The sequence below is a fragment of the Lentzea sp. NPDC051213 genome, from assembly GCF_044455585.1.
Classification (GTDB): Bacteria; Actinomycetota; Actinomycetes; order Mycobacteriales; family Pseudonocardiaceae; genus Lentzea.
Genome location: NZ_JBITEX010000001.1, coordinates 1,432,861 through 1,455,249 on the forward strand (window position 1 = coordinate 1,432,861; position 22,389 = coordinate 1,455,249).

Genomic DNA, 22,389 nt, shown 5'->3' on the forward strand with positions numbered 1-22,389 from the left:
GCAAGTACACGGGAACTCGTTTGGGCGCGTAGGTTGGTGAACCGAGGCCGCCACAACCTAGAGGACGCCTAATGCGTGAACTGCTCTACGTTCCGGAGATCAACCCACCGGAGCAGGTGCTCCACCACGCGATCCTCTACCGGGACAGCATCTCGACACTGCTGCCAGACAACCCAGACGACCACATGTCGGATCAGACCAAGCTTGCCCGCGACGCTGGCGTGTTCCGGCCGCGTTTGGTGCGGGAGATATGGAGCCAAAAGGATCTGCCAACTGACGCGTTGGCGGACCACCTTCGAGCGATCATACGCGAGGCTGACCAGGATCCGATCATTGTTCAAGCCAGATCAATGATCCAGGCAGGTCTCTTTGACAAGATTGACGGACGATATTCCTTCGAACTCATCACCGATGCGAGAGCGACAGTCTGGATGGAATACTTCGCAGAAATGCGAAAAGGTCCTGAGGGAGAACCGTTCGGCTGTACATCATCGCCACCAGCCTCTGTAGTGAATTGGCATAATGGAGTCTTGATTGCAACCGGCCTAGCACTAGCTGGACGCTTTCGACGTGATGCCACAGCACCGCTCGTCGTGCCGTGTTACCCGAACGAGGCGGCTCAGGTTGTACGCGATCTCACCGCTGTAGGTCCTGCTGGTCATCTGCTGGCCCGTGTCGACGTAGGTCGATTCCTGCCGGAACCACCGCCTGGCATCGATACCAGTGCCGTGATCGCGTTCAGGGAGCGTTACGACGACGAGCGTAGACGGCTTATCCGCGCCGTTGAACGCCTGGTGAAGGAGGCTGCCCGTGCGCACGGAATGGATGAACCGGCGGACATCGATCGTGACGTGCGTGAAGAGCTCGATCAAGCGCTGTCCGACATGAAGCAAGCCGGACGGCGAGCATTCGGGAGTTGGATGCGCCGAGCCGCGTGGTTCACCGTGGCGAGCAGCGCGGGCGCGATGGCTGGTCCGATCGGTGCCGCCGCGGGTTCGGTTGCGGCGAACTGGGCCTCGAACCTGATCCCCCAGGAGTGCAGGGGGAGCGACTACACCTACCTGTACAGACTCCAAAGTGGACTTCACGAGTTTGATCGCACATCTGGGTGAACAGCCGGGAGTTAAGAAAGCCGAATGGCTCGCGCATTGCGTCTCACGGCTGCACCGCAAGTGCCCGCAGAAGGGACGGGAGACAGCCTGATCCGGCCGTTCCATCGCAGGAAGACGCGTCTACGGGCAGGTGGGTGGCGCCCACCTGAGGCGAGTGCCATACGGCGACAACAAACTCGCGTGACCGAGGCCGCGGCGTCACGCACACTTGCGTGATGCAGAGCGAGGAACCGGTGGTCGTTCATTTCGACGAGTCGGGCAACACGGGTGAGAACCTGTCCGATTCGGCGCAACCGGTGTTCGCGTTCGCGGGGGTGCGGCTTGACGACGACGAGGCGGCGGACCTGGTGGCGCAGGTGAGCGCGAAACTGGGCTGGACCGCTCCGGATGAGCTCAAGTCCAAGTCGTTGCTGCGGAACGGAAGAACCCAGCAGGTGCTGCTTGAGGTGCTTGGCGAGCTGCCGGAGGACGCGGCCTTCGCTGTTGTGGCAGACAAGGAGTACGTGGCGGCCACGAAGCTGGTTGATCTCCTGGTGGTCGAGGCGATGGACGCTGAGGGCTACAACATGTACGAGGACGGGTCGGCAAAGGGGATCGGACTTCTCTACTTCCACACGGGTCCCGTCATCGGGGACAGGTCGGCGTGGCAGCACCTGCTGGCGTGTTTCGTCGACATGGCCGCTGGCAAGCAGAACGCGTCACCCCTGGTGTTCTTCCAAGCGGTCGAGGGCTATTTGGCCACTGTGCAGCTCGACGACCACCCGTTCGACATGCTCCGGACGGTCGCCTCCGAGAGTTGGAGGTTGTGGGCCGATCGTCGTGACGGCACGCAGAAGGACGTCCTCGACCCCGCCCTCGCCTTGTTCGCCAAGTTCTGTGAAGAGATCGGCCGGCGGGTGGGGCCGTTCAAGGCGGTGTGTGACGAGTCGGCGGTGATCGAGCGCCACGTGTCGTTGGTGATGAACGTCGGCTCCGTCGTGGACTTGGCGAACCCGGGCACCTACCTGCCTCCGACGCCGATCACGGCGCTGGAGTTCGCGGACAGCACGGTGACGCCGCAGATCCAGGTTGCCGACTGGGTGGCGGCGACCGTCCGCCGGTACGCGGTGACCTTGCTGAGGGACTCGACGGCGAAGCCGGTCCTACCTGGGTTCAAGGAGCTCGTCGACAACTGGATGGTCGCGAACCTGTGGCCGGACGACGTCGACGAATACTTTGCTGGTGTACGGACTGTTCAACAGCCTCTCTGAGCCGTGTTCGTCTTGCGACCTTTGTGGAAGTTGCCTGCTCGTGCAGCAGGCTCGACTCGAGGAGGAGCACGCGCCACATGTGTCGAGTTCTAGGTCCATCATTTGATCTCCGCCTACGCCTAGGCTGCAGACTCGTCAGCGCGCGAAGCAGGTGATCAGGTGGGGCGGAAGAGCAGAGAGAAGCGGGAACGGCGCGGAACTCCTGCGGATCTGGTGACTTCATTGATCGGTGAGGTCGAGCCGCGCTCGCTGCTGGCGATGGTGGAGGCCGCGTCTGCTTCGCCCACAGCATCGCACCGGAACATCTCACTCGCCTTGCTGTTCCACGCCGTCGTGCAGCGCAGAGGTCGAAAGGGACCAGCGACCTCGCCAAAGATGATCGACCCCAGCGGCCTGGCTCGCCTCGTAGCAGAAGTGGGTGAAGCGGTTCCAGGTGTGGACAGGTACGAGGACTGCGTGCCGTTTGACAATCGGCTGGAAGTGTTGGTGCGTTGGGGGCCGGAGCTGTACCGACTCCTCGCAGGCGCCCTGGAACGTCCGGTGTCGATGGTGAACGAGCTCTCGCTGCTTGCGACAGTCATTGACCCTGTGCTCGTGCGCCGCCTGGGATTCGGACTGGCTGACGTTGGCGAGCTGGTGCTTCGGCGAGTCGACCAAGTAGCACGGGGCCTTGCGAGTCAGTGGCCAGATGGCGAACCTGCGGACGTCGGCGATGAAGCTCGGATTACCCAGGCAGAGCTCGACGCCGTTGCAGAGCTGCCACATTTCGGCAATTTGATCGCGGAGTGCTCGTATCCGGACCGCGCCGTCGCCGCTGCGCGTAACTACACCATCGACGCTCGGGACCTGCAGTGCAGCCCGTTCGCCGGCATCTCGATGTTTGGAACGGCGGTAGCGGTGAGGGTTCGTGGTGCCACGGTGCCAATTCCTGCGTCGATGCTGGTCGAGTCGTTACTGGCGATCAGCGCAGAACTCGCAGGGACTGCTGCACAAGCGCATCCAAGGGCCGATGCTGTGTACGCCAGAGCCGTCATGCGTCGCGTTGCCAACCTGCTGCAGGGCGCTGGGCATCGGATCGGTGGTCCCGTTCGAACGCCAGCAGGGCGGGAGTTCCATTCCATTGTGAGGTATCGCGAACGGCAGTATCTGGCCCTGCATGTTGCCGCCGGGCTCACCCCGGCGGCGATTCAGGCTCGTCTTGCTGAGGGCGAGGCGAGTTTGCACGAAGTTCGTGCGGGTATGGAGCTGCAGTTGGCAGGCGGGACGCTCGCGCTACCACCCGATGCCAAAATCGTGCGTGCTCAGATCACCTCTGGGCCGCAGCTGGGCGTTCCGCTTCAATCCGATCACCCGATCGTGCCGATCGGGGACCTCGAGTGGATCCTGCGATCGATACAGTCCACAAAGGATGATCTGTGGTACTTCGTCAGGGACCTCGACAGCACCCCAGGCGTGCAGCACTCGTTCGCGTGGGACCTGATCGACAAGTTCGAGGTGTGGCGCACTGAGAAGAGCTTCTACCGTGGCGGCAGACCGGTGACGTACATGCCGTTCGCTCCGCACGAGTCGATTGCCGAGTGGCTCGCCGCAGCCGAGAACGCACCCGTCGAACGGGCGCTTCACAGACTCGCCCTTCCGCCCCTCCGGGACTGGCCGATGGTGGAGACGAACCGCCAAGGCAGCACGGAGGTGGCAGATCTCAAGAAAGATCGGCCATACCGGGTGCTGCCGTGGGTGGTGCCCGTTGCGATCGCATCCTCGGATCCCGGTGCGCCCGCTGCAGTCGACGTGTCGTTGCTGTGGAACCTTGCAGCAGGCGTTGCGTGGAAGTTGACTCAAGTGAAGGAGGAGTTCACAACGGCAGCTATCTCAAGTGGCCGGAAGTCGCTCCGGATCACGTTCGACTTCCACGCGGACCGCCGCGGTTCGCCGCTGACCGTCGACACGCTTGTTGGCGACGTCCTGTCGATTGGCTGGGACATGGGGCTGCAGGATGCGCTTGCGGAGGACTCGTTCGCGGTCGAGCGACTTCTGGCTGAGATCGTGTCCAGCGTCTTTGCTGCCGAGGTTCGGCACGCGTTGGTTGCCGCGTGGTGTGCGGCTCCGCCTGGCATCCGGATTGACGCCGTTCTGGCGCGACAACGCGCGCGGCGGCTTCCGGACCCGTTGGCTCCGCACGTCGCGGTTCGAAGCGATGTCCTGCGTCGACTCGGTGGGGCTCTAGCTCAGACTGGTGCTGTGCCAGGCGTACGTGAGGGCCAGGAAGCCGTACGGTTCGAGAGCCGCACGGTCTTTCCATGGTTGCTGCAGGAGTTCCATCGCACGATCAGCGGCCTTTCCGGTGATGGCTTGCTCAAGTTCGCCGTCGGCCAGCTGGAACGTGTGCACAGTGCGGCGCTGGTGTTTGACCAGAAGTCCCAATGGGAGCGAGGGTTTCCTGTTCGGGGCTATGGCGACTGGTCGGCGAAGAGGCAGAAGGTCTCAAAGTTGACTCGCACGGTTTCCTTGGCAGTTGAGGAAGTCCTGGCCCATCCACCGGATGGGGATCGGGAGATCGACGATCTGGCGTGGATCGAGGTGATCACCGTCGCCGAGTTGTGCGTCGAGTCGTGCTTCCGCAGCGACGCCTTGCATCATCAGCTCACCCGTACTGCCGTCGAACTGACCGGCAACTACGAGGTCGACATCATCGATTCGGACGAGCCCACAGACATCGATATCGCGGCGTACCACGACCTCAGGGACCATCACACGATGCCGGAAGGGATCCCGATCTCCACTGGTTCAGGGCGAGGATCTGACGAGGAGGAGGCCGAGGAGGAAGGTCCGAGGGCCGTGCTGGACAAGCTTCCGCAGCTGGCTCCTATCGACAGAGAGATGCGCACGACACTTGGGTTTGGCATTGATGCGCTCGTGGGCGTGCTGAACGTTGCTGCTCAGTGGGAAGCAGATCCGGCAACGTCCGCAACGTTGGTGTCGCCGTTGAGTGTCGTTGACGAGTGTGTGGACCTGGTAGCTGGAGCGGACCAGGCGGAGCTCGCGGCAGCCCTCGACTGGTTGACGTTGCGCGCAGGTGATCTCCAAGCTGAGACGATTCCGCACTGGGAGACTGAACGGCGCGACAAGCGCATCGCGACAAGTCCTTTCGTTGAGTGCGCAGGTGGACTCTGGGTGCTGCCGTGGGCGGCTGAGTACACGCGGCGAATCGTTGGCGCCTACCTGTCCGACGGAAGGCTGCCGTGGCCCGACAAGGCGTTGCCGGAGAAGCTCTCCAAAGTGCTCAATCAGTATCGGCAACGACAGAACCGTGAAGCCGAGAAGGAGTGCGCTGCTGCGCTGAGCCGCGATGGTTTGGTGGTTCGGCCATCTTTGACGCCGCAGAAGGCAGCCAAGATCGGAATTCCTCAGCTCCGGGGAGAGATCGACGCACTCTGCATCGACCCCGACCGGTCACGGATCTGGGTCGTGGAGGTCAAGGACCCCTACACGCCGTACTCGTCGTACCAGATACGCAGCTTGATCAAGAGCTTCAACAACGAGGACAAGTACGTCGACAGGCTCCTCAACAAGGTTCGCGATGTCGCCACCAGCTCTACGGCGGTGGCGGCTGCGCTGAAGGTGCGGGATTCGGAACGGCCCTGGACCGTAGTTGGGCTCATGGCCACCCGGCATCCCGAACCAGCTGCTTTCACCCATCCTCCGCGCGTGGCGTTCTGCCTGCTTGCCGACGTCTACGAGATCGTGACCGATGATGAGCTCGTGGAGCCGGGGCCGCATGGCTCGTCGGCTCGGAGCGCCTGAGGTATCCGCCACGAGGAGCGGCGTGTTGGGCCTACTCGAGGCGTGGTCGAACCATCCCGCGTGAACCACTATCGCCGCAGGTGGAAGGTCACCGTGGGGCACCTTGCTCATGAGTTAGCGCCCAGCGTTGGCCGGTGAGATCAGCGAGCTTGCCGATGGTCGAGGAGCCGGCCTCGCCGAGCACGACCCCCCATGGCGAGCGCCCGCCGGCGTTCGATCTCGTCGTGCCGGACCCAGTGGGGTTCGGCGGCCGAGAGCACGAACAGGGTGCTCAGCTTCAGCGACGAGCAGAACTCGCCCGCCGAAAGCGCCAGTCCGATCCCGGTGCCGACGCCGGGCGACTCCGACCTGAGCAGGGGGCGGTGGGCCGGCATCCTGGTCAGTCGTCCTTGTGCGCTTCCGATCATCTCGACGAGGCCGACAGTCGGGTGACCTCGATGTGGCACAGGACGGTCGCGCTCACCAATTGACTGTGGCGGACAAGCGCGGACCCAGCTGAATGGGTCCGGGACGTGCTAAATCGTCGAGAACCCCAGAATCGGTTACACGAACTTGCGTGGTTCACCCGAAAGGCCGAACAGCCGTAACGGCACAGGGCCTTGGTTCGACTAGCCACACATCCGCAGGATCCTACGTCGTTCGGCGTAGTGAACGTGCGGAACAGACGGGACCGTCTCAACTAGTCAGGACTCACGGGATGCAGCTCAAGTCGTTCGTTGTTAGGAACTTCAGGCGACTGAAGAAGGTCTGGGTCGACCTTTCCGGTGAGACGACGATCTTCGTTGGCGCCAACAACAGCGGCAAGACTTCAGCAACGCAGATCTTTCAGCTGTTCATGGCGGAGGCGGGGAAGTTCACGATCCACGATTTCAGCGCAGACTGCTGGATCGCATTCAATGCTTTTGAAGCTGGAGCCCGAGACGGAGAGGCGATCCTGCCTTCGATTGACCTGGATCTCTGGTTTGACGTCGACGAAAGTAACCTTCATCGCGTCATCGATCTACTTCCTGACTTGGATTGGAAAGGAAAGCCTGTCGGTGTCCGGATATCTTTTGAACCGAAGGACGCGGCTGCGCTATTCACCAACTATCTTGAAGCTCGGCCAACGGCAGGTGACAAGAGTGGTCAGCCTGAGACAAGGGATGACACCTATAAGCCGTGGCCGCGAAACTTGTTCGACTACCTCTCGAAGCGGCTAGACGCCGAGTATCAGGTGGCCTACTACAAGCTAGATGCCGACAAGCTCAACGAGACGAACGAACTTCCGGAGGCGTACGTCCCTCTGAAGCTGGCTGAGGGTGCACGTATCGTGAACTCAGTCATCAAAGTAGACTTCCTTGACGCGCAACGCTATCTATCTGACAACGAGGTCCGCGGGCGTTCCGAGGACCTGTCGAGGCGTTTGAGCAGGTTCTACTTGCGCAATCTGCAAAAGCGTGACCCTGATGTGGACGCGCTTCGTGCGCTAGCCGAATCAGAGAACCGGCTAAATGAACACTACGCAGGTGTATTTGCCCCAATGCTTGGCAGGCTGGAGAAACTCGGATACCCCGGCCTTGCAAATCCAAAGCTTGTGGTGAGGGCAAATATTAAGGCAGATAGCCTGCTCAGCGGCAACAGTGCTCAGGTCCATTACGCTGTTGCTGGAATCGTGCCGGATGCGGAAAGTAGTGCGCAGATTACGCTGCCTGACCGGTATAATGGGCTTGGGTTCAAGAATCTTATCTACATGGTCGTCGAACTTGTAGATTTTCACCACGCGTGGATAGACATGGACGAGAAGCGTCCGCCGGTGCACATTGTGATGATTGAAGAGCCTGAGACCCATCTGCACGCCCAGCTCCAGCAAGTATTTGTTCGGCATGTCCGCGAAATTCTAGGAGAAGTCGATGGCTGCGGGACGCAGCTCATTATCACGACGCATTCCTCGCACGTCGTCTACGAGGACTTCCGCTTCATTCGGTACTTCTGCCGTTTGAAGCGTGACGATGACCTGCACTACACAGACGTGAAGAACCTCTCGAACTTCTATGAGCTAGAGGAGCCGGCAACAAGAGACTTTCTCTTGCAGTATCTGAAGCTAACGCATTGTGATCTCTTTTTTGCGGATGCGGCTATCTTGGTCGAAGGAAATGTGGAGCGGCTCCTGCTTCCGTTGATCATCGCAAGGTCCTCGAAGGTCCTTACTGGAAGTCACCTGACTATTCTGGAAGTCGGTGGCGCCTTCGCGCACAAGTTCCGGCAGCTCATCGAGTTCCTCGGTATACCGTGCCTCATCATCACTGATATTGACAGTATGGCTTTGCCTTTGCAGGGTGATCAGGATGTGGATGAGGAATGTCTCGAGGATGCAGAATTTGATACAGATCCTGAGGTTGAGTCGGCTTCCGCGCCCCCAGTTAAGAGGAAGCCAAATGCCAAGGCATGTTTGACTGACGTGCCCGGTGCATACACTTCGAATGAGACTCTCAAACAGTGGATTCCGAAGCTCGAGATGATCGAGGATCTGCTGGATCTCCCTCCGGAGTCGAAGGTAATTGACTCGCCTGGGGCACTTGGTGCAGCGGTTCGGGTAGCATTCCAGACGAGGCAAACTGTTTCGTGGTCTGGATGTACACGTGAGATTGCAGGGCGCACGTTCGAAGAGTCGTTTGCCTTTTCGAACCTGGCGTGGTGTCAGGAGGCTGAGAATCAACACATTGGCCTCCGAGTCAGTCTCAAGGTGCGTCAGAAGGGGATCGATGGGATTATCGACGCGATCTTCATGCGAGTTCGTGCCTTCGATAAGACAAGGTTTGCGCTGGCCCTCATGGACTCGAAGGACGAGACTTGGATGGCGCCAGCCTATATCGTCGAGGGCCTTGAATGGCTCGCGAGTAGGCTCGGTGTAGTCGAGTCAAAGGTTGCGGTTGGCACCGCGAGTCTGCAGGGAGAGTCAGAGTGAGCCGCCGAATTCACAGTCCGGACACGGCGGCAGATATCGAACTTCGGCGCATCCTGGATGGTGGTGGCTCCACGGGCTTTTTGATGATTGCTGGCGCAGGATCAGGAAAGACAACCTCGCTGATAAAGGCGTTGGCGCATGTCGTCAGCAGCCGCGGACCTGCACTTCGTGCAGCTGGTCAGCAAGTAGCATGTATAACCTATACCGAGGTTGCCTCCCGAGAGATACTCGACGATCTCGCCGATAACCCGTTGGTTCATGTTTCGACTATTCACAGCTTCCTCTGGAAGGTCGCAAAGCCGTTTCAAGTAGACATTCGCAAGTGGGTGAGGAGGCGAGTCGAGCAGCGACTCTGCGATCTAGAGTCTGAGGTGGCTGGCTTCAGTAGCCGTGTTGGGCAGAAGCGCAGAGAGGCATCTGAGGCTCGCATACTTAAACTCAAGCTTGCATTGCCGCGCATTGATCACGTCGAGAACTTCACCTATGGAGTGGGCAGTGACTACGGGCGAGGTGTCCTCGGTCATGAGGACATAACAACGATGGTGCCGGAGTTGATTGGCGAGAAACCATTGCTTCCTTTGCTGATTGCTCGTCAGTATCCGGCCATCTTTGTCGATGAAAGCCAAGACACGCTTCCTGAAGTTGTTGAGTGCCTGAAGTGCGTGGCGCGTGGGGCCAGCGATCGATTTTGCCTAGGATTCTTCGGCGATCCGATGCAAAAGATTTATGTTCGCGGAATTGGTGCAGTTCCGCCAGAAAGCGGCTGGGTGACGGTTAAGAAGCCTGAGAACTTTCGCTCTCCGCTAAAGGTTCTTGATCTGATCAACCGAATCCGGTCGAACGGTGATGGTCTAGAGCAAGTTTCGGGACTACCTGAGAAGATGAAGACTCGCGGGGAGGTCAACTTCTTTGTGTTACCCGCGGATGAGACGCGCCTTGATTCCCTGGTGCGCGTTCGGTCATGGCTTTCGAATAACTCCCGTATCGGTGCGTGGGAGGCAGGTTCGGAGGCTCAATTCGACAAAATACTTGTTATAGCCCATCGAATGGCGGCTCGTCGCCTCGGGTTCGAGAAGCTATACGATGTATTTCATGTGAATGATGCACTTCGAGACGCCTTTAATGAGGGGCGAGCATGGCCGCTTGTGCCCTTTATATCGACGTTGCTTCCGATCGTCGACGCCGCTTCAGGTGACCGTGCAAAGCTCGTGCAACTGCTCAGGAAGACCAGTCCGGCCCTCCGCAATGAGCGCTTGGAGGGCGTGAAAGTGAGTGAACTTCTAGCGACACTTTCTGCTGGCGTATCAGATTTGGTTGCCACGGTAGAAGATGGTGGCGCTTCCTCGGTGGGTAAAGCGTTGGAGATTGCTAGAGGCGTCGGTCTCGTTGAAATTGATGGGCGATGGGTGTCCGTCTTGGAGAGAGACATTGCAGATCCCGCGATGATGGGAGTGCGAGATGACGTCGTCGAGATCTGCTGCAATCTCCTGCAATGCGACGTTCATGAGTTGAAGGGATATCAAAAGTACCTTGATGGCGAGTCGCCATATTCGACTCATCAGGGCGTGAAGGGGGCCGAATATCCCAACGTTCTGGTTGTTCTAGATGACGAGGAGGGGAACCATCGGCAGTTCTCTTATGACAAGCTCTTGGGTATAAGGCAGTTGTCGAAGAATGACTTGGAGCGTGAAGCGGCTGGTGACGAAACTATTGTAGAGCGCACCCGCAGGCTGCTCTACGTCTGTGCCTCGCGCGCTACGAAGGCACTGGCGGTTCTCATCTACTCTGCTGACGTAAAGCTCGCTGCTGATGGTCTCCTGAGATCGGGAATAGTAGGGGACAGCGAGGTTCATACGATAGAAGACTTGCAACCGTTCGAAACGGCCTAGCGTCCGCGCGGCAGAAGGCGGTCGGCAGAGCGTGGTGCGCGCAGACGTTCATTACGAGCAGAGTTTGCTGGGCGAGTTCAGCTAAGAGTTCGCGCGACAGACGTTCGGAAAGGGCGGAGTTGAAGGCCTGTTCGAATCGCGCGGTCATGCGCTCGACGGCCGTAGGGTCTTCGACGTAGCGTCCGCCGGCCGAGTCCTCGATGTGTACGACGGTATTGTGTTGCTTGTGGGCGAACGTCAAGAGGGTCGTGGACGACATCGCCAACCCATACGCACCCTTGTCCGCGGGCATAACCCGGATGGTGATGTGCCGAAGTTCGGATAGCTGTGCGAGGTGTAGCAGCTCTGCCTTCATGACCTGTGCGCCGCCAACCACGTGCTCGAGAGCTGCCTCTGGGATGATGCCTTCGACCACGATGGGGTTGTTGCGGTGTATGCGGCTCGTCCAATCGCGGTGTGCTTGGAGGTGGCGTGATGCCGCCTCTGGTGGATAGGGCGATGTGTCGGGCTTGGCGACGGCGCGCGCGGACTGGTCGCACTGGAGGACCGTCGCGAGCGGGTAACCTGACAAACTTTGCAGGTAGAGCGCATCGCGTCCGGCTGCGGTGAAATCCGTACTGGCATCGAAAGGCTCCAGCAGAGGCTCTTCGTGGCGAAGCCTTGCGGCAAGATCGGTCCGCTTCGCGACAGCCTGCCATTCGTCTGAGCGCACCCTGTAGGCATAGCCGAGCGCCATGATGTCGTACGTACTGCACGGCTGGAGCGCGTTCTCGATCATGCTGAGTTTGGCGCTGGAGAAGCCGACGCGTTGGCTGGCCTCGGCGAGGCTCAGCTCCAATTCGTTGCGCCAGTGCGCGAGCTGTCGTCCGATTGCGCGCTCTTGCATCGTTGCGCGGAAGTCTTTCGGCATCGGTGTGCGGTTCTCTGTTCTGGGGCTATTCAGTCTCGTCGTGGCTGGCGGGCGCGTCGTCGAGCGCCTTCTCGTTCAGCTGGTTCTCGCGTCGCAGTGCCAGTAGTTCGGACCGCTGTTCGTTGGTGAGTGACAGCCACTGTTCGGCGATGGCTTCGGGCGTGAGGTCGTTCATCCGAGCGCCCGCCTAGCTGCCGTATCGCTGGTGACGGCGGCGCGCGGCTGCTCGTTGCCACCAGTCGAAGTGGTCGCCGACGATCCATGTCCACGTCGATGCGGCGACGAGGCCGAAGATGATCGTGATCGCGGTCATGGCTCGTCTCCGCCTGGTGCGGTAGGAGCGCGGTGGCGGCCGTCGCGCGGGAGTGCGCGCTTGACGGCGGAACGAGCGAGCAATTCGCCGTACGCGACTGCGATGAGGACGCTGATGATCAGCACGAGGATGGTCGAAAGCCCACAGACGCAGAGCTGCGCGCTTGCCGCGAGCGTGGTCATCGCGGCTCCTTCCTGGCCGACGTGTGCTTGAGGTGTCCGGTGACGTGTTTGAGGCGGACGCGGAGTCCTCACGTCACCGGACGGTCTGACGGCTGCGGAGCAGGCGTGTCAGACTGAAATCAAGATTTCATCAGCGCTCGATCAGCGGTACGGCCTGTGGGCGACATGGGACGACCTGCTGCGACCTGGGGAGCGAGGAGGAGCGATGCGGACGTTTCGCACCGTGCTTGAGCAGCGGATATGGGAACGCCGGCTCACGCTGGAGGAGTTTGTCCATGAAGCCGAGCTGCACGCGAGAGAGCATCGGGAACCTGGCACGCTCGGACTCCGTCACCTGCAGAGGCTGGTCGCTGGTCGTCGGTCGACCGGCGAGTCTCTTGGCCAGGTGAAAGCGAGTACCGCCCGGTTGCTGGAGAGCATGCTCGGTGCGCCGGTCGAGGAGTTGCTGTCTCCGCCGATGGAGCGCAGTCCCGCGGTAGGTGTAGCTGGTGTTCCCGTTGATCCCGGCCTAGTGGGTGCGTTCGAGTGGCTTGATGACGCGGCTGGCTGGGTGCCAGGTTCAGCCGCGGTGAACGTAGGTTCAGGGCTGAAACTCGCCGACATAGGAGGACTTCAAGCCGAGCGTGCGCGGCGGGGCAGGGTCGGCCGGCGTCAGGTCGCGGATGCGGTAGAGCGGTACTACGGAACCCATGGCACGTTCGGCGTCTGCGGTCCGGGCTTGGATGTCCGGACCAGCGTGTTCACGAGGCCCGAATGGCTTGACCTTGGACTACCGCTCGACGCGGACAACAAGCGGTTGGCCCTCGTTCAGAGAGCCGGGGTGACACCCGCGTTGGACGAAGAATGTGCGGAGGCGGCCGTCCAGCGGCTTGTGGTGGCCGCGGCGCTCGGTGTGCGATTCGCGAACCTGCCGCTGTACCGGCTGGTGGAGATCGACGTCAGTGCACGGGGTATCGGTGGGACTCTCGACGTGAGGTCCTTCGTCGAGTACGCGCTGACGATGGACCTGCTCGAAGCGGAGTTGGCGGATTCGGTGACGAGCGGCTCGGGTGCGCTGAATCCGTTGCGGGACAAGTACTTGCCGAACATGGGCGCTGTGCTCGACGTCGCCGGGCGAGTCTGTGCGGGCGGGGTTCTGTCGCTTGTGGCCATTGCGCGGCCAGCGGACCCGTTCCGTGGTGTTGCGGACTATGCCTTGATCGTGCAGACGCGGTCAGATCAGGTGGTGAACGCAGGCGGCAAGTTGGCGGTCATCCCGAAGGGGTTCCACCAGCCGCTTACCGATCCTCGCGCCGAGGTTCGCATCGGCGCCACGCTTCGGCGAGAGCTGGAGGAAGAGTTGTTCGGGCGAAGCGATGTGGACGCGACCGCGGGTGCGGTGCGGGCGGTATCGCCGATGCACCGAGAACGTTGGTCCGAGCCGTTGAGGTGGCTGGAAGACGAGCCGGGCCGGATGCGGATGGAGTGCACCGGGTTCGGGCTGAACCTCGTCAGTGGCAACTACGAGTTCGCGACGCTCGTCGTGATCGAGGACGAAGAGTTCTGGCCGCGGTTCGGCGGGCAGCTTGAGGCGAACTGGGAGGCGTCCGGGCTGACGTTGTACTCAAGCCTGGACGGCGAACTCATCACGGATCTGGTGCAGCAGGAGGCTTGGAGCAACGAGGGGTTGTTCGCGTTGCTCCAAGGACTCCGGCGCTTGAGGGAGATCGGTGGCTTGCGTGTGAGCCTGCCGAACTTCGAGCTGTCAGGTCTGTGAGGGCCAGCGGACGGTCATGACGACGGAGTCCGCGAGTGCTTCCCACGAGTGGTCGACGCCTGGACCCCACATGATGTAGTCGCCCTGGCGGCTCATGGTCTTGCTGCCGTCGGTGGTGTCCACGCGGAAGTTGCCTTCTACCAACAGAACCAGCGTCGTGCGCTGGTCGTCGGCGGTCCAATCCGGACGTTTGTCACCGGCGGGGTGGGTGCCCCACTTCACTTCGACATCCTTCTGGGAGCGGATGCCGATCGATGGGTCGATGAAGTGGCCTACTAGCCAGCCGCGGGTCTCCGTGCTGTCGTCCGCGGCGTTGCCGGCTTGCCAGTTGGCGGTCACCTGATCTCCCATTCGATTTCTGGCAGGTCTACGCGGTTGCCGCCGATCTCGCGGAGGCGGCGCAGGCCCTGCAGAAGGGCGAAAAGCCCTTCGTTGCTCCAAGCTACATCGTTGACGAGTTCGTCCAGCAGTTCCGCATCGCGGCTGGAGTACTGGTGCAGGCGTGACGCTTCCCAGTTGGCTTGAACGTCGCCACCGAACCTGGTCCAGAAGTCCTCATCCTCGATCACGATGAGGCTGGCGAACTCGAAGTTGCCGCTCACGAGGTTCAGGCCAAAGCCCGTGCACTCCATGCGCAGTCGGCCGGGTTCGGCCTGAAGCCAGCGCATCGGCTCGGACAGCCGGCTTGGGTGCATGGGGTCCGCGTAGCGCTGCTCGCCGACCGTGTTGTCCACATCGTCGCGGCCGAACAGTTCCTCTTCGATCTCGCGGCGGAGGGTCGCGCCTACTTGAGCGTCGGCGCGGAAGTCCGTGAGTGGCTGGTGGAATCCCTTCGGGATCACGGCTAGCCGACGCGCGGCGTTGATCACGTGACCGGAGCGTTCCTGGACGAGTAGGAGGTAGTCCGGTTCGCCGCGGAACGCGTCGGCCGGGCGAGCGATGGCGGTGAGCGCAAGGGCTCCGCCGGCGCACAGCCGATCTCCGACATTCAGGGCAGCCGAGAGATTCGGCATGTAGGTGTCGCGGAGGGGGAGTGAGCCGACGTTCGTCGGCTTGTCGGTGGTGAGCGCGTCGACCAGCTCTCCTTCGAGCAGGTCCATCGTCACCACGTACCCCACGAAGTCTGTCACGCCCACGGTGCCCGCGAGCTGGTGCTTCCGCATGTCCGCGTCGAGCAACCGAAACAGCGGCATGTTCACCATGCGGTGTCCGAGAGCCAGCGTTTCGGCTAGCCGTTGCGCGGCGCGGTCTGCGCTCGCCTCGTCCATCGTGATGTTGTCCGCCGGGGTTACTCCGGCGAGCTTGAGCTTGTCGTGCTTGGGGAACAGCGGGCAGTCGAGGTCCAGCCAGTCTGCGTGGGTCAGCACCGTCGTGGAGGCGGCTGTGTTCGGGCCGAACGTTGCCGTGTAGCGGCCGTGGCCTGTGCTTGACGTGCCGTAGTAGTCCGAGAGTGCGCGGGCGGTGTCGCGTTGGTTCACCCTGCCGCGCCGGACGCCGCGGTCGTGCAGGTCGCGGATGTCGAGAGCTACGAGACGGGCGGCTACCTCGCGGCGAGCCGTGCCGGGGTCCCAGCCTGCGTGGGTATCGAGCCAATTCAGGGCCGCGACGATCGTTGCGTCTGCGGTGAGCCGTCGTTCGGCGTCTTCGGACGCTCCCGTCGGGAGGTCGAGCGGGCCGCCGCTGATCAGCTTCTTGAAGCGGGCTTTGACGTCGCCGGGAGCTTGCTCCAGCGCGGTGTCGAGGATGCCTTGCACGTCCGAGCGTGGTTTGGTGTCTGGCTTCTGGTGCCAGGAGGCGACTGTGCGGACACCGATGCCGAGGCGATCGGCGAACGCCTCGTGAGTCAGCCGCATAGCGTATTGCAGGGCGTTCGCCGTTTCTCCGGTCCAGTCCACGCTCATGTGTGCGCTACCCCCGGAGCGCAGAACTTGCATTGAACATGCATCGCTCATGCATGGGATTGCACGGCGCTGCGCGGTGGAATTGATGCATGGAAATCAAGGCGCTCAACCAGCAGAAACGCACCGCGCTACCGGTTCTCGCGGACTTGCTTCGCTACGGATGCGAGGTCCGACTTCAGGTCATCAAGGCGTTCGGTGATGTCGATCAGGCGCTGTTCGACACTGTCCAAACGCGACCAAAGCGAGTCGCCGGGGTCGGTGATCGGCTCGTCTCGCTCTGGCGGGCGGCGGCCGTGCAGCACCGCGTCGAGGTGCAGTGGGTGCCAGCCCATGGCTGTAGACAAGGACTCCAGCGTCCGCGGCCCCCGCCGGCGTTCGACTGTGTGGTGCTGGATCTCGCGGACGATCGCTTGGGAGACGTTCGAGCGCTCCGCGAGCTCGCGTTGACGCCAGCCGAGCTCGTTCACGCGCTCGTTGATGGCTTTGGCGACTGCCGCCCAATCCTCCGACACGTATTCCTCCGCGCTCCGCCTCAGCGCTGAGATTAGCCGTTTTTCCTTCATTGGTGACGTGACACGGCGCATTCGGCGCTGTGTGCGATCGACCGCGCCTTCGGATGCGCTGAAATCAACAATCTAGAGCTGAAATCATCAGCTCAAGTCTTGAAGGGCTATTCCTATGCGTACTTCTGTGACTTCTGTTCATTCCATTCGCGAGACCGCTTGGGCGCTCGGTGTCAGCCAGTCCGCGGTGTTCCGGGCGATCCGGCTCGGGCTTCTAACCGCTGAGCGTCAGTACGGGCGTCTCGTCGTCCCCGGCAGTGCGCTTCGGCGACTGCTCTCAGAGCCGGGGGTGCTTCGTGACTGATCGGCGGCTGGTCGGCATCGCTTGGTCGCTGGACCGGCTGCGGTGGGTGCCGACGGACGAGTTGACCGACGTCGTTGAGAGCGACGGGTTGTGCATGTGGGCGTTCACGGACGAACCGCCGTGGGCGGCCGAGGAACTCACCGATCGGGAGTTAGCCGAGCGGCAGTGCTCGGGATGCCCCGTGCGGGACGAGTGCTTGGAGCTGGAGTTGCGCACGGCCGGCGCTGAGACCGTTGGTGTCTGGGGCGCGTTGCCTGAGGACGAGCGGCGCGAGGTGCATCGGCACTGGCTTCAGCGCGGTGAACGGGCCGAGAGGGGGCCGCGTTCATGAACGCCATCAGTGTCACGCCTACGCAGGTGCTGGCAGCGGTCGGTGTGCTTCTCGTTCTGGTGTTGGTCTGGCGGGCTGGTTCTCGTCGGGCGAAGGCTGCGGCGAACGCGGCTCGGACGAGCGTTCGGCTGATGTCGCTTGGCGGCCGGGTGGTCGTGAACGCCGTGCTGATCGTGATCGTCCAGTGGGTGGTCATCACGCACGGTGGGAACGGATGGTTGCTGCTCGCGGTACTTGGGGTGCCGGCGGTGCTTGCGTCGTACACGCTGACGAAGGCGCTCACGGTCACCACGTACGAGCCTCACCGCCGTGGTGGTGATCGGAAGTGAGCGAGCCGATCGAGCGGGTAGCTGTGCAGGTTGACCGGTTGTGCTGGACCGGGATTCTGCTCGGGCTCGCGTTCACGATGACGAACGTTCAGCAGTTCGCTGCGGCTGGTGCGCCGGTGTGGTCGCTCGCCTGGTTCGCGGCTTGGCTGCTCGATCCGATGGTGTCGCTGGTGTTGCTGGCGATTCTGCGTGCCGAGCAGGTGACTGCTCGGCACGGCGTGCGGCTCGGTGGATGGGTGCGGACGGCGAAGTGGTTCACGCTCGGGGCTACGTACGTCATGAACACCTGGAGTGCGTTCGTGGCCGGGTCCGCGGCGCTCGTGGTGTTGCACTCGGTGCCGCCGCTGGTCGTGTTCGTTGCGGCGGAAGCGGTGACGGAGCTGCGGGACAAGCTGGGGACCGCTGCGTCTGCGGGTGCCACGGTTGAGGCCGTGGCACCCGCGCCGCGGACATCGTTCGCGGAGTACCTGGCGGTCGCTCGCAAGGCGCGCAAGTCGAGCGCCAAGGTTTCGCCGGCGTGGGTTCGTGAAGTCACGGGGTGCTCGCGGGGGCTTTCCTCGAAGCTCGCTGCCTCGTTGAACGGGGACCAGTCGTGAGCGGCGAACTGGTGGCTGCCGAGCAGGTCTACGAAGGGGAGCTGGTCGACGAGCGCGCGGCGGTGGTGCGGCGGATCGAGAGCACCTGGCGCTACTCGCGGGCGGTCCCCGCTGCACTGAAATCCAAGCAGACCTTGAAGATTGCGACGAAAGACGCGCTTGCGTGGCTGCTTCGTGCTCCGCTCCGGTGTGTGAGCGCGGTTGGTCGCGGGCTCGTTGTCGCGGCGCGTGGCTGGCGGAACTGGGTCCGGGTGCGGGACTACCGCGAAGCAGCCGAGCAATCGGAAAAGCTGGCGGACAAGTTCGTTGAGATTCGTGCGCTGACGCTGTTCCGATGGAAGGTCACCGGGGCCGTGCTGCTTGCGAGCGGAGCGGCGCTCATTGCCGGGTGGGCCGTCTACGGCGGTGTTGTGTTGTGGGGCGCTGGAGGCGTTGGCGCTGCCGTGCTGGCGATCGTCGGACGAGCGAAGGATGGTTCACCGGGTCGGAAGGCGGTGCTCGCTGGGCCCCGCTCGCTGACGTGGACGATGGACCCACAGGTGCTGGTCGACGCGTTCCGAGACGCCAAGCTGATCGGCAAGGACGAGTCGCTGCGCCTAGTCGAACGAGCCTCTCGGCAGGGTGCAGGTTGGGCGATCACAGTGGACCTTCCTGCCACGCGCAAGGCGGCCGATGTTGTGAAGCATCGGGAGGACCTGGCGTCGGCGCTGGCGGTGGACGAGATCCAACTCAGCGTGGAGCGCGTTCGTGGCAACGGTGGTCACGCGGGCCGCGTGGCGATGTGGGTGGCCGATGAGGACCCTTACGCCTCACCGCCGATTCGCACGCCGTTGCTCGCGGTCGAGCGGTGGGACGCGTGGCGCGCAGTGCCGTTCGGTACCGATGCGCGTGGACGCCGTATCGATCTGCCGCTGGTGTGGACATCGCTGCTGATCGGCGCGATTCCGCGGCAGGGCAAGACGATGGCCGAACGGCTAGCCGCGGCCGGGCTCATCCTCGATCCGCACGCACGGCTGTACGTCGCCGACTTCAAGAACGGGAAGGACTGGCAGGCAGCGGAACAGGTGGCTCACCGGTTCATGGCCGGCGACGACAGCGAACACGTGCTGGCGTTCCTGGACTGGCTTGTTGAGCTGGTTGCGGATGTTCAGCTGCGGTATCGGCGGATGCAGGACCTTGACGACATCACGTGTCCTGAGTCGAAGGTGACGCCGGCGATGTCACGTGATGCGTCGCTGGATATGCCGATCACTGCACTCGTCGTGGATGAGGTCCACATTGCACTGGAGGATCGCACTCCTGTTGTGGTGCAAGGGAAGAAGCTCACTGCAGGGGAGCAGATCGGCGAGTTGCTGACGTGGCTGGCGAAGAAGGCGCCGGCTGCTGGACTGGTCCTGGTGCTGGCTACGCAGCGCCCGGACAGCAACACGATTCCGTCGAAGCTTCGGGCCGTGCTCGGGTCGCGGTTCGCACTGCGGGTCATGGACTGGCGGGACAGCAACATCGTGCTTGGCGAGCAGATGAACACCCGTGGCTACGACAGCAGCCGGTTGCTTCCGTCTCACAAGGGCGTCGGCATCCTGCGGCCGGACGGCGAGACGCAGGCTGGCGCCGATCTCCTCGCGCTGACGGTTCGGACCTTCTACATGCCGAACGAAGACTGGCGGGAGATCTGCGAGCGCGGCCGTGCGCTGCGGGAGGCCGAAGGCACGCTCTCCGGTCACGCTGCCGGGCAGGATGCCGCGCCGGTGCTCGATCGGGCGGCTGTCGTGAAGGCGATCGGTGGACCGAGCAGGGACGAGATTGAGCTGCCGGAGCCTCTCGCGGCGGTCGTGGACTACCTCGGTGACGGGTTGGGCGAGCGGGAGTTCGTGCCCACGGCCGAGTTGGTGGAAGCGCTGGACGTCGAGCCCACGACCTTCGGGAAGGACATGGGCGACCTTGGATGTCGGCCCACCAGGCAGTACGTCCAGGAGGAAGAGGGCACGCGCCGTGTGCGCGGTTACCTCACTGCGGACATCAGAGCTGCGATTGTTGAAATCGGCTCGTCCAGCGTCTCGGCAGTGGAGCTGCCGTGACCAGCGACGAGCGGGACGAACGAGAGCTGAAGGTCAACCTACCGGCGGAGCTACCTGTTCTTACGAGGAGAGTTAGTCGCATACTGCTGGATATCCTGATCGAGCTGAGTGAGGTCGAGGCCCTCGAAGGGGCCTCGGGAGAGGAGGTGCGATGACTGTTGAAATCAGCCGAGACCCGTGGGCGACGCTCGATGACCTGTGGGGGATCGAGGTCGGTGAGCCGGTCGAGCACGGCATCGGTCCGGTTGCTGCCTACGGTCGGTGCTCGACCGAGGACAATCAGGATCCGGAGACGTCGCGCGGCTGGCAGTTCGGCAACGCGGACAAGTTCGTCGGGCCGTTGGGCGGGCGAATCGTCGAGGAGTTCTTCGACATCGGCAAGTCACGCTCGGTGCCGTGGGAGCGGCGGAACGAGGCGTCGCGGTTGCTCGCGGCGCTGAAGGATCCTCACCGCGGCTGGAACGCCGTTGTGGTCGGGGAAGGGACGAGGTGCTGGTTTGGCAACCAGTTCTCGTTGATCGCTCCGCGGTTCGAGGCGTACGGCGTGGAGTTGTGGGTGCCGGAGTTGGGCGGGAAGTACGACGCGCGCAATCCGTCGCACAAGATGCTCATGAGCGTGCTCGGCGGCATGAGCGAGTCCGAGCGTCAGCACGTGCAGGCGCGTGTCCGCGCGGCGATGGACGCGCAGGTGCTCAACGAAGGACGGCATCAGGGAGGCCGAGCGCCGTACGGGTACGTCACGGTGGACGCGGGACCGCACCCGAACCCGAGGAAAGCGGCGGAGGGTTACCGGTTGAGGGTGCTGGCGGTTGAGGAGGAGTCGGCGGTGGTCGTGCGGCGGATCTTTGCCGAGTACTTGAGCGGCAAGGGAGATCGGGCGATCGCCAACGGGCTCAACCGTGACCTGGTTCCGTGTCCGTCTGCGCGGCGGCCGGATCAGAACCGGCATCGGCTCGCGGACGGATGGCAGGGCGGCACGGTGCGGGCGATTCTGGAGAACCCGCGGTACACCGGCTATGCGTTCTTCGGGCGGTCGACGAAGTTCGAGACGCTGCTCGATCCGGAGGACGTGGCAGCCGGTCACGTGGTGCGGTTCCGCAAGGCGAGTCCGGATCGAGTCGTGCGGTCACGGAAGCCGGCGCATCCGAAGGTTGTAGAGATCGACGTGTTCACGGACGCGCAGGTGCTCCGGCGGTCGAAGGGAGCGGGAGGGCTGCGCACCGCGCGGAAGACCGAGCGGGCGGGGCGAGCGGTGAAACACCGGTACCTGTTCCGCGGCCGCATCCGGTGTGACATCTGCGGCCGGAAGATGGAAGGCAGTCCTCGTAAGCGCGCAATGTATTACCGGTGCCCTGCTCGGACATTGGCGCCGGGCTCTCCGGTGCTGGCGTCCCATCCCGGAGCTGTCTATTTGCGAGAGGACGCTCTTCAGGACGCGATCAATGGTTGGCTCGGGTTTCTGTTCGATCGTAAGAACCGGGATCGAACGGTCTTGGCGTTGATGGACTCGCAAGAGCCTGAGAACCCGATGGGGCGTGAGACTGCCAAGAAGCGGCTCGCGGCCGCGGAAGCGAAGCTGACCAGGTTCCAGGACGCCATCAAGGCAGGTATCGACCCTGGGGCGCTGGTCGAGGCGATCAATGAGGCGCAGGCGGAGAGGGTCGCGTCACGCGCGGCGCTGGACAACGTCACACCACCGGCAGAGCGAAGCGCCGCAGAGCTTCACGCACGGCTCGACTCGATGGGCGACGTAAGCGCGGCGTTGAACGGCCGAGCGCCGAAAAGGCTGGAGGAGTTGTACGACGAGATAGACCTGCAGGTTCGGTACAAGCAAAACCCCCACGAAGCTGATGTCTCCATCAACCCCGTGGGGGTGAATAATGCTGGTGTCCGAGGGGGGACTTGAACCCCCACCCCCTTTCGGGGACTAGCACCTCAAGCTAGCGCGTCTGCCATTCCGCCACCCGGACGTATTTAGTTCTCCCACGACTCGCGCCGTGGCCTGTGCCTAGATTACATGATCGTCGCCCGACGCCAAAATCGACCCCCCGCGGTGAGGTTCGCGCAGGTAGGGGCGCCGGAAAGGCCGTCATAGACGCGCAGCTGCAACGGCAAAACGGATCATGTCGG

The 22,389-nt window shown here is 62.6% G+C and carries 20 protein-coding genes and 1 tRNA gene; 12 read left to right on the plus strand and 9 right to left on the minus strand.

Annotated elements, in window-relative coordinates:
* Positions 1–71: 71 nt before the first annotated feature.
* The 3 genes from ACIA8G_RS06215 (at position 72) to ACIA8G_RS06225 (ending at position 6,163) form a co-directional block, all read left to right on the plus strand.
* Entirely contained in the window at positions 72–1,112 is a 1,041-nt protein-coding gene (locus ACIA8G_RS06215; protein WP_396417167.1) for a hypothetical protein, read from the plus strand.
* A gap of 215 nt (positions 1,113–1,327) precedes the next feature.
* On the plus strand, positions 1,328–2,362 hold the full coding sequence (locus ACIA8G_RS06220) for a DUF3800 domain-containing protein (protein WP_396417168.1): 1,035 nt from the start codon (positions 1,328–1,330) through the stop codon (positions 2,360–2,362).
* 222 nt (positions 2,363–2,584) lie between these two features.
* A complete protein-coding gene (locus ACIA8G_RS06225) occupies positions 2,585–6,163 on the plus strand; it encodes a hypothetical protein (RefSeq protein WP_396417169.1) in 3,579 nt (1,192 codons plus the stop codon).
* 140 nt (positions 6,164–6,303) lie between these two features.
* Here ACIA8G_RS06225 and ACIA8G_RS06230 read toward each other — a convergent pair whose 3' ends face one another.
* Positions 6,304–6,570 carry a hypothetical protein gene (locus ACIA8G_RS06230; RefSeq protein WP_396417170.1) on the minus strand — a complete coding sequence of 89 codons (267 nt, stop codon included), beginning with the start codon at positions 6,568–6,570 and terminating at the stop codon, positions 6,304–6,306.
* Between the two features lie 290 nt (positions 6,571–6,860).
* Between ACIA8G_RS06230 and ACIA8G_RS06235 the strand changes: the two genes are divergently transcribed.
* The gene (locus tag ACIA8G_RS06235; protein WP_396417171.1) at positions 6,861–9,107 is read left to right on the plus strand and encodes an ATP-dependent endonuclease; all 2,247 of its coding nucleotides are present in this window, start codon (positions 6,861–6,863) and stop codon (positions 9,105–9,107) included.
* Entirely contained in the window at positions 9,104–10,996 is a 1,893-nt protein-coding gene (locus tag ACIA8G_RS06240) for a UvrD-helicase domain-containing protein (protein ID WP_396417172.1), read from the plus strand. Before ACIA8G_RS06235 ends, ACIA8G_RS06240 begins: the two co-directional genes overlap by 4 nt.
* Here ACIA8G_RS06240 and ACIA8G_RS06245 read toward each other — a convergent pair.
* The 4 genes from ACIA8G_RS06245 to ACIA8G_RS06260 are packed head-to-tail and all read right to left on the minus strand — an operon-like array spanning position 10,884 to position 12,401.
* Positions 10,884–11,906, minus strand: a complete 1,023-nt coding sequence (locus tag ACIA8G_RS06245) for a helix-turn-helix domain-containing protein (protein ID WP_396417173.1) — start codon at positions 11,904–11,906, stop codon at positions 10,884–10,886. The two genes, ACIA8G_RS06240 and ACIA8G_RS06245, sit on opposite strands and share 113 nt — an antisense overlap.
* A 25-nt stretch (positions 11,907–11,931) precedes the next feature.
* A complete protein-coding gene (locus ACIA8G_RS06250) occupies positions 11,932–12,081 on the minus strand; it encodes a hypothetical protein (protein ID WP_396417174.1) in 150 nt (49 codons plus the stop codon).
* A 12-nt stretch (positions 12,082–12,093) separates the two neighbouring features.
* Positions 12,094–12,219 carry a hypothetical protein gene (locus tag ACIA8G_RS06255; RefSeq protein WP_396417175.1) on the minus strand — a complete coding sequence of 42 codons (126 nt, stop codon included), beginning with the start codon at positions 12,217–12,219 and terminating at the stop codon, positions 12,094–12,096.
* Positions 12,216–12,401 carry a hypothetical protein gene (locus ACIA8G_RS06260; protein WP_396417176.1) on the minus strand — a complete coding sequence of 62 codons (186 nt, stop codon included), beginning with the start codon at positions 12,399–12,401 and terminating at the stop codon, positions 12,216–12,218. The genes ACIA8G_RS06255 and ACIA8G_RS06260 overlap by 4 nt, the downstream gene beginning before the upstream one ends.
* Before the next feature lie 205 nt (positions 12,402–12,606).
* On the opposite strand from ACIA8G_RS06260, the gene ACIA8G_RS06265 reads away from it, so the two are divergent.
* Positions 12,607–14,157, plus strand: a complete 1,551-nt coding sequence (locus ACIA8G_RS06265; protein ID WP_396417177.1) for a transcriptional regulator — start codon at positions 12,607–12,609, stop codon at positions 14,155–14,157.
* On the opposite strand, the gene ACIA8G_RS06270 is transcribed toward ACIA8G_RS06265, so the two are convergent.
* From ACIA8G_RS06270 to ACIA8G_RS06280, 3 genes are all read right to left on the minus strand, one after another.
* Entirely contained in the window at positions 14,146–14,496 is a 351-nt protein-coding gene (locus tag ACIA8G_RS06270) for a signal peptidase I (protein ID WP_396417178.1), read from the minus strand. The genes ACIA8G_RS06265 and ACIA8G_RS06270 overlap by 12 nt on opposite strands.
* Complete coding sequence (locus ACIA8G_RS06275) at positions 14,493–16,058, minus strand: transcriptional regulator (RefSeq protein WP_396417179.1); 1,566 nt, start codon at positions 16,056–16,058, stop codon at positions 14,493–14,495. Before ACIA8G_RS06275 ends, ACIA8G_RS06270 begins: the two co-directional genes overlap by 4 nt.
* Positions 16,059–16,186: 128 nt before the next feature.
* Positions 16,187–16,570: an XRE family transcriptional regulator gene (locus ACIA8G_RS06280; protein ID WP_396417180.1), complete on the minus strand. Its 384-nt coding sequence runs from the start codon at positions 16,568–16,570 to the stop codon at positions 16,187–16,189.
* 347 nt (positions 16,571–16,917) lie between these two features.
* Between ACIA8G_RS06280 and ACIA8G_RS06285 the strand changes: the two genes are divergently transcribed.
* From ACIA8G_RS06285 to ACIA8G_RS06310, 6 genes are read left to right on the plus strand one after another with little or no spacing between them, the layout of a single operon-like run.
* Positions 16,918–17,256, plus strand: a complete 339-nt coding sequence (locus ACIA8G_RS06285; protein WP_396417181.1) for a WhiB family transcriptional regulator — start codon at positions 16,918–16,920, stop codon at positions 17,254–17,256.
* Complete coding sequence (locus ACIA8G_RS06290; protein ID WP_396417182.1) at positions 17,253–17,585, plus strand: hypothetical protein; 333 nt, start codon at positions 17,253–17,255, stop codon at positions 17,583–17,585. The genes ACIA8G_RS06285 and ACIA8G_RS06290 overlap by 4 nt, the downstream gene beginning before the upstream one ends.
* Positions 17,582–18,181, plus strand: a complete 600-nt coding sequence (locus tag ACIA8G_RS06295; RefSeq protein ID WP_396417183.1) for a hypothetical protein — start codon at positions 17,582–17,584, stop codon at positions 18,179–18,181. The genes ACIA8G_RS06290 and ACIA8G_RS06295 overlap by 4 nt, the downstream gene beginning before the upstream one ends.
* The gene (locus ACIA8G_RS06300) at positions 18,178–20,259 is read left to right on the plus strand and encodes an FtsK/SpoIIIE domain-containing protein (RefSeq protein ID WP_396417184.1); all 2,082 of its coding nucleotides are present in this window, start codon (positions 18,178–18,180) and stop codon (positions 20,257–20,259) included. Before ACIA8G_RS06295 ends, ACIA8G_RS06300 begins: the two co-directional genes overlap by 4 nt.
* A complete protein-coding gene (locus tag ACIA8G_RS06305) occupies positions 20,256–20,414 on the plus strand; it encodes a hypothetical protein (protein ID WP_396417185.1) in 159 nt (52 codons plus the stop codon). Before ACIA8G_RS06300 ends, ACIA8G_RS06305 begins: the two co-directional genes overlap by 4 nt.
* Positions 20,411–22,165, plus strand: coding sequence for a recombinase family protein (locus ACIA8G_RS06310; protein ID WP_396417186.1), 1,755 nt, complete (start codon positions 20,411–20,413; stop codon positions 22,163–22,165). Before ACIA8G_RS06305 ends, ACIA8G_RS06310 begins: the two co-directional genes overlap by 4 nt.
* On the opposite strand, the gene ACIA8G_RS06315 is transcribed toward ACIA8G_RS06310, so the two are convergent.
* Positions 22,144–22,229, minus strand: a tRNA-Leu gene (locus ACIA8G_RS06315). The two genes, ACIA8G_RS06310 and ACIA8G_RS06315, sit on opposite strands and share 22 nt — an antisense overlap.
* Positions 22,230–22,389 lie beyond the last annotated feature (160 nt).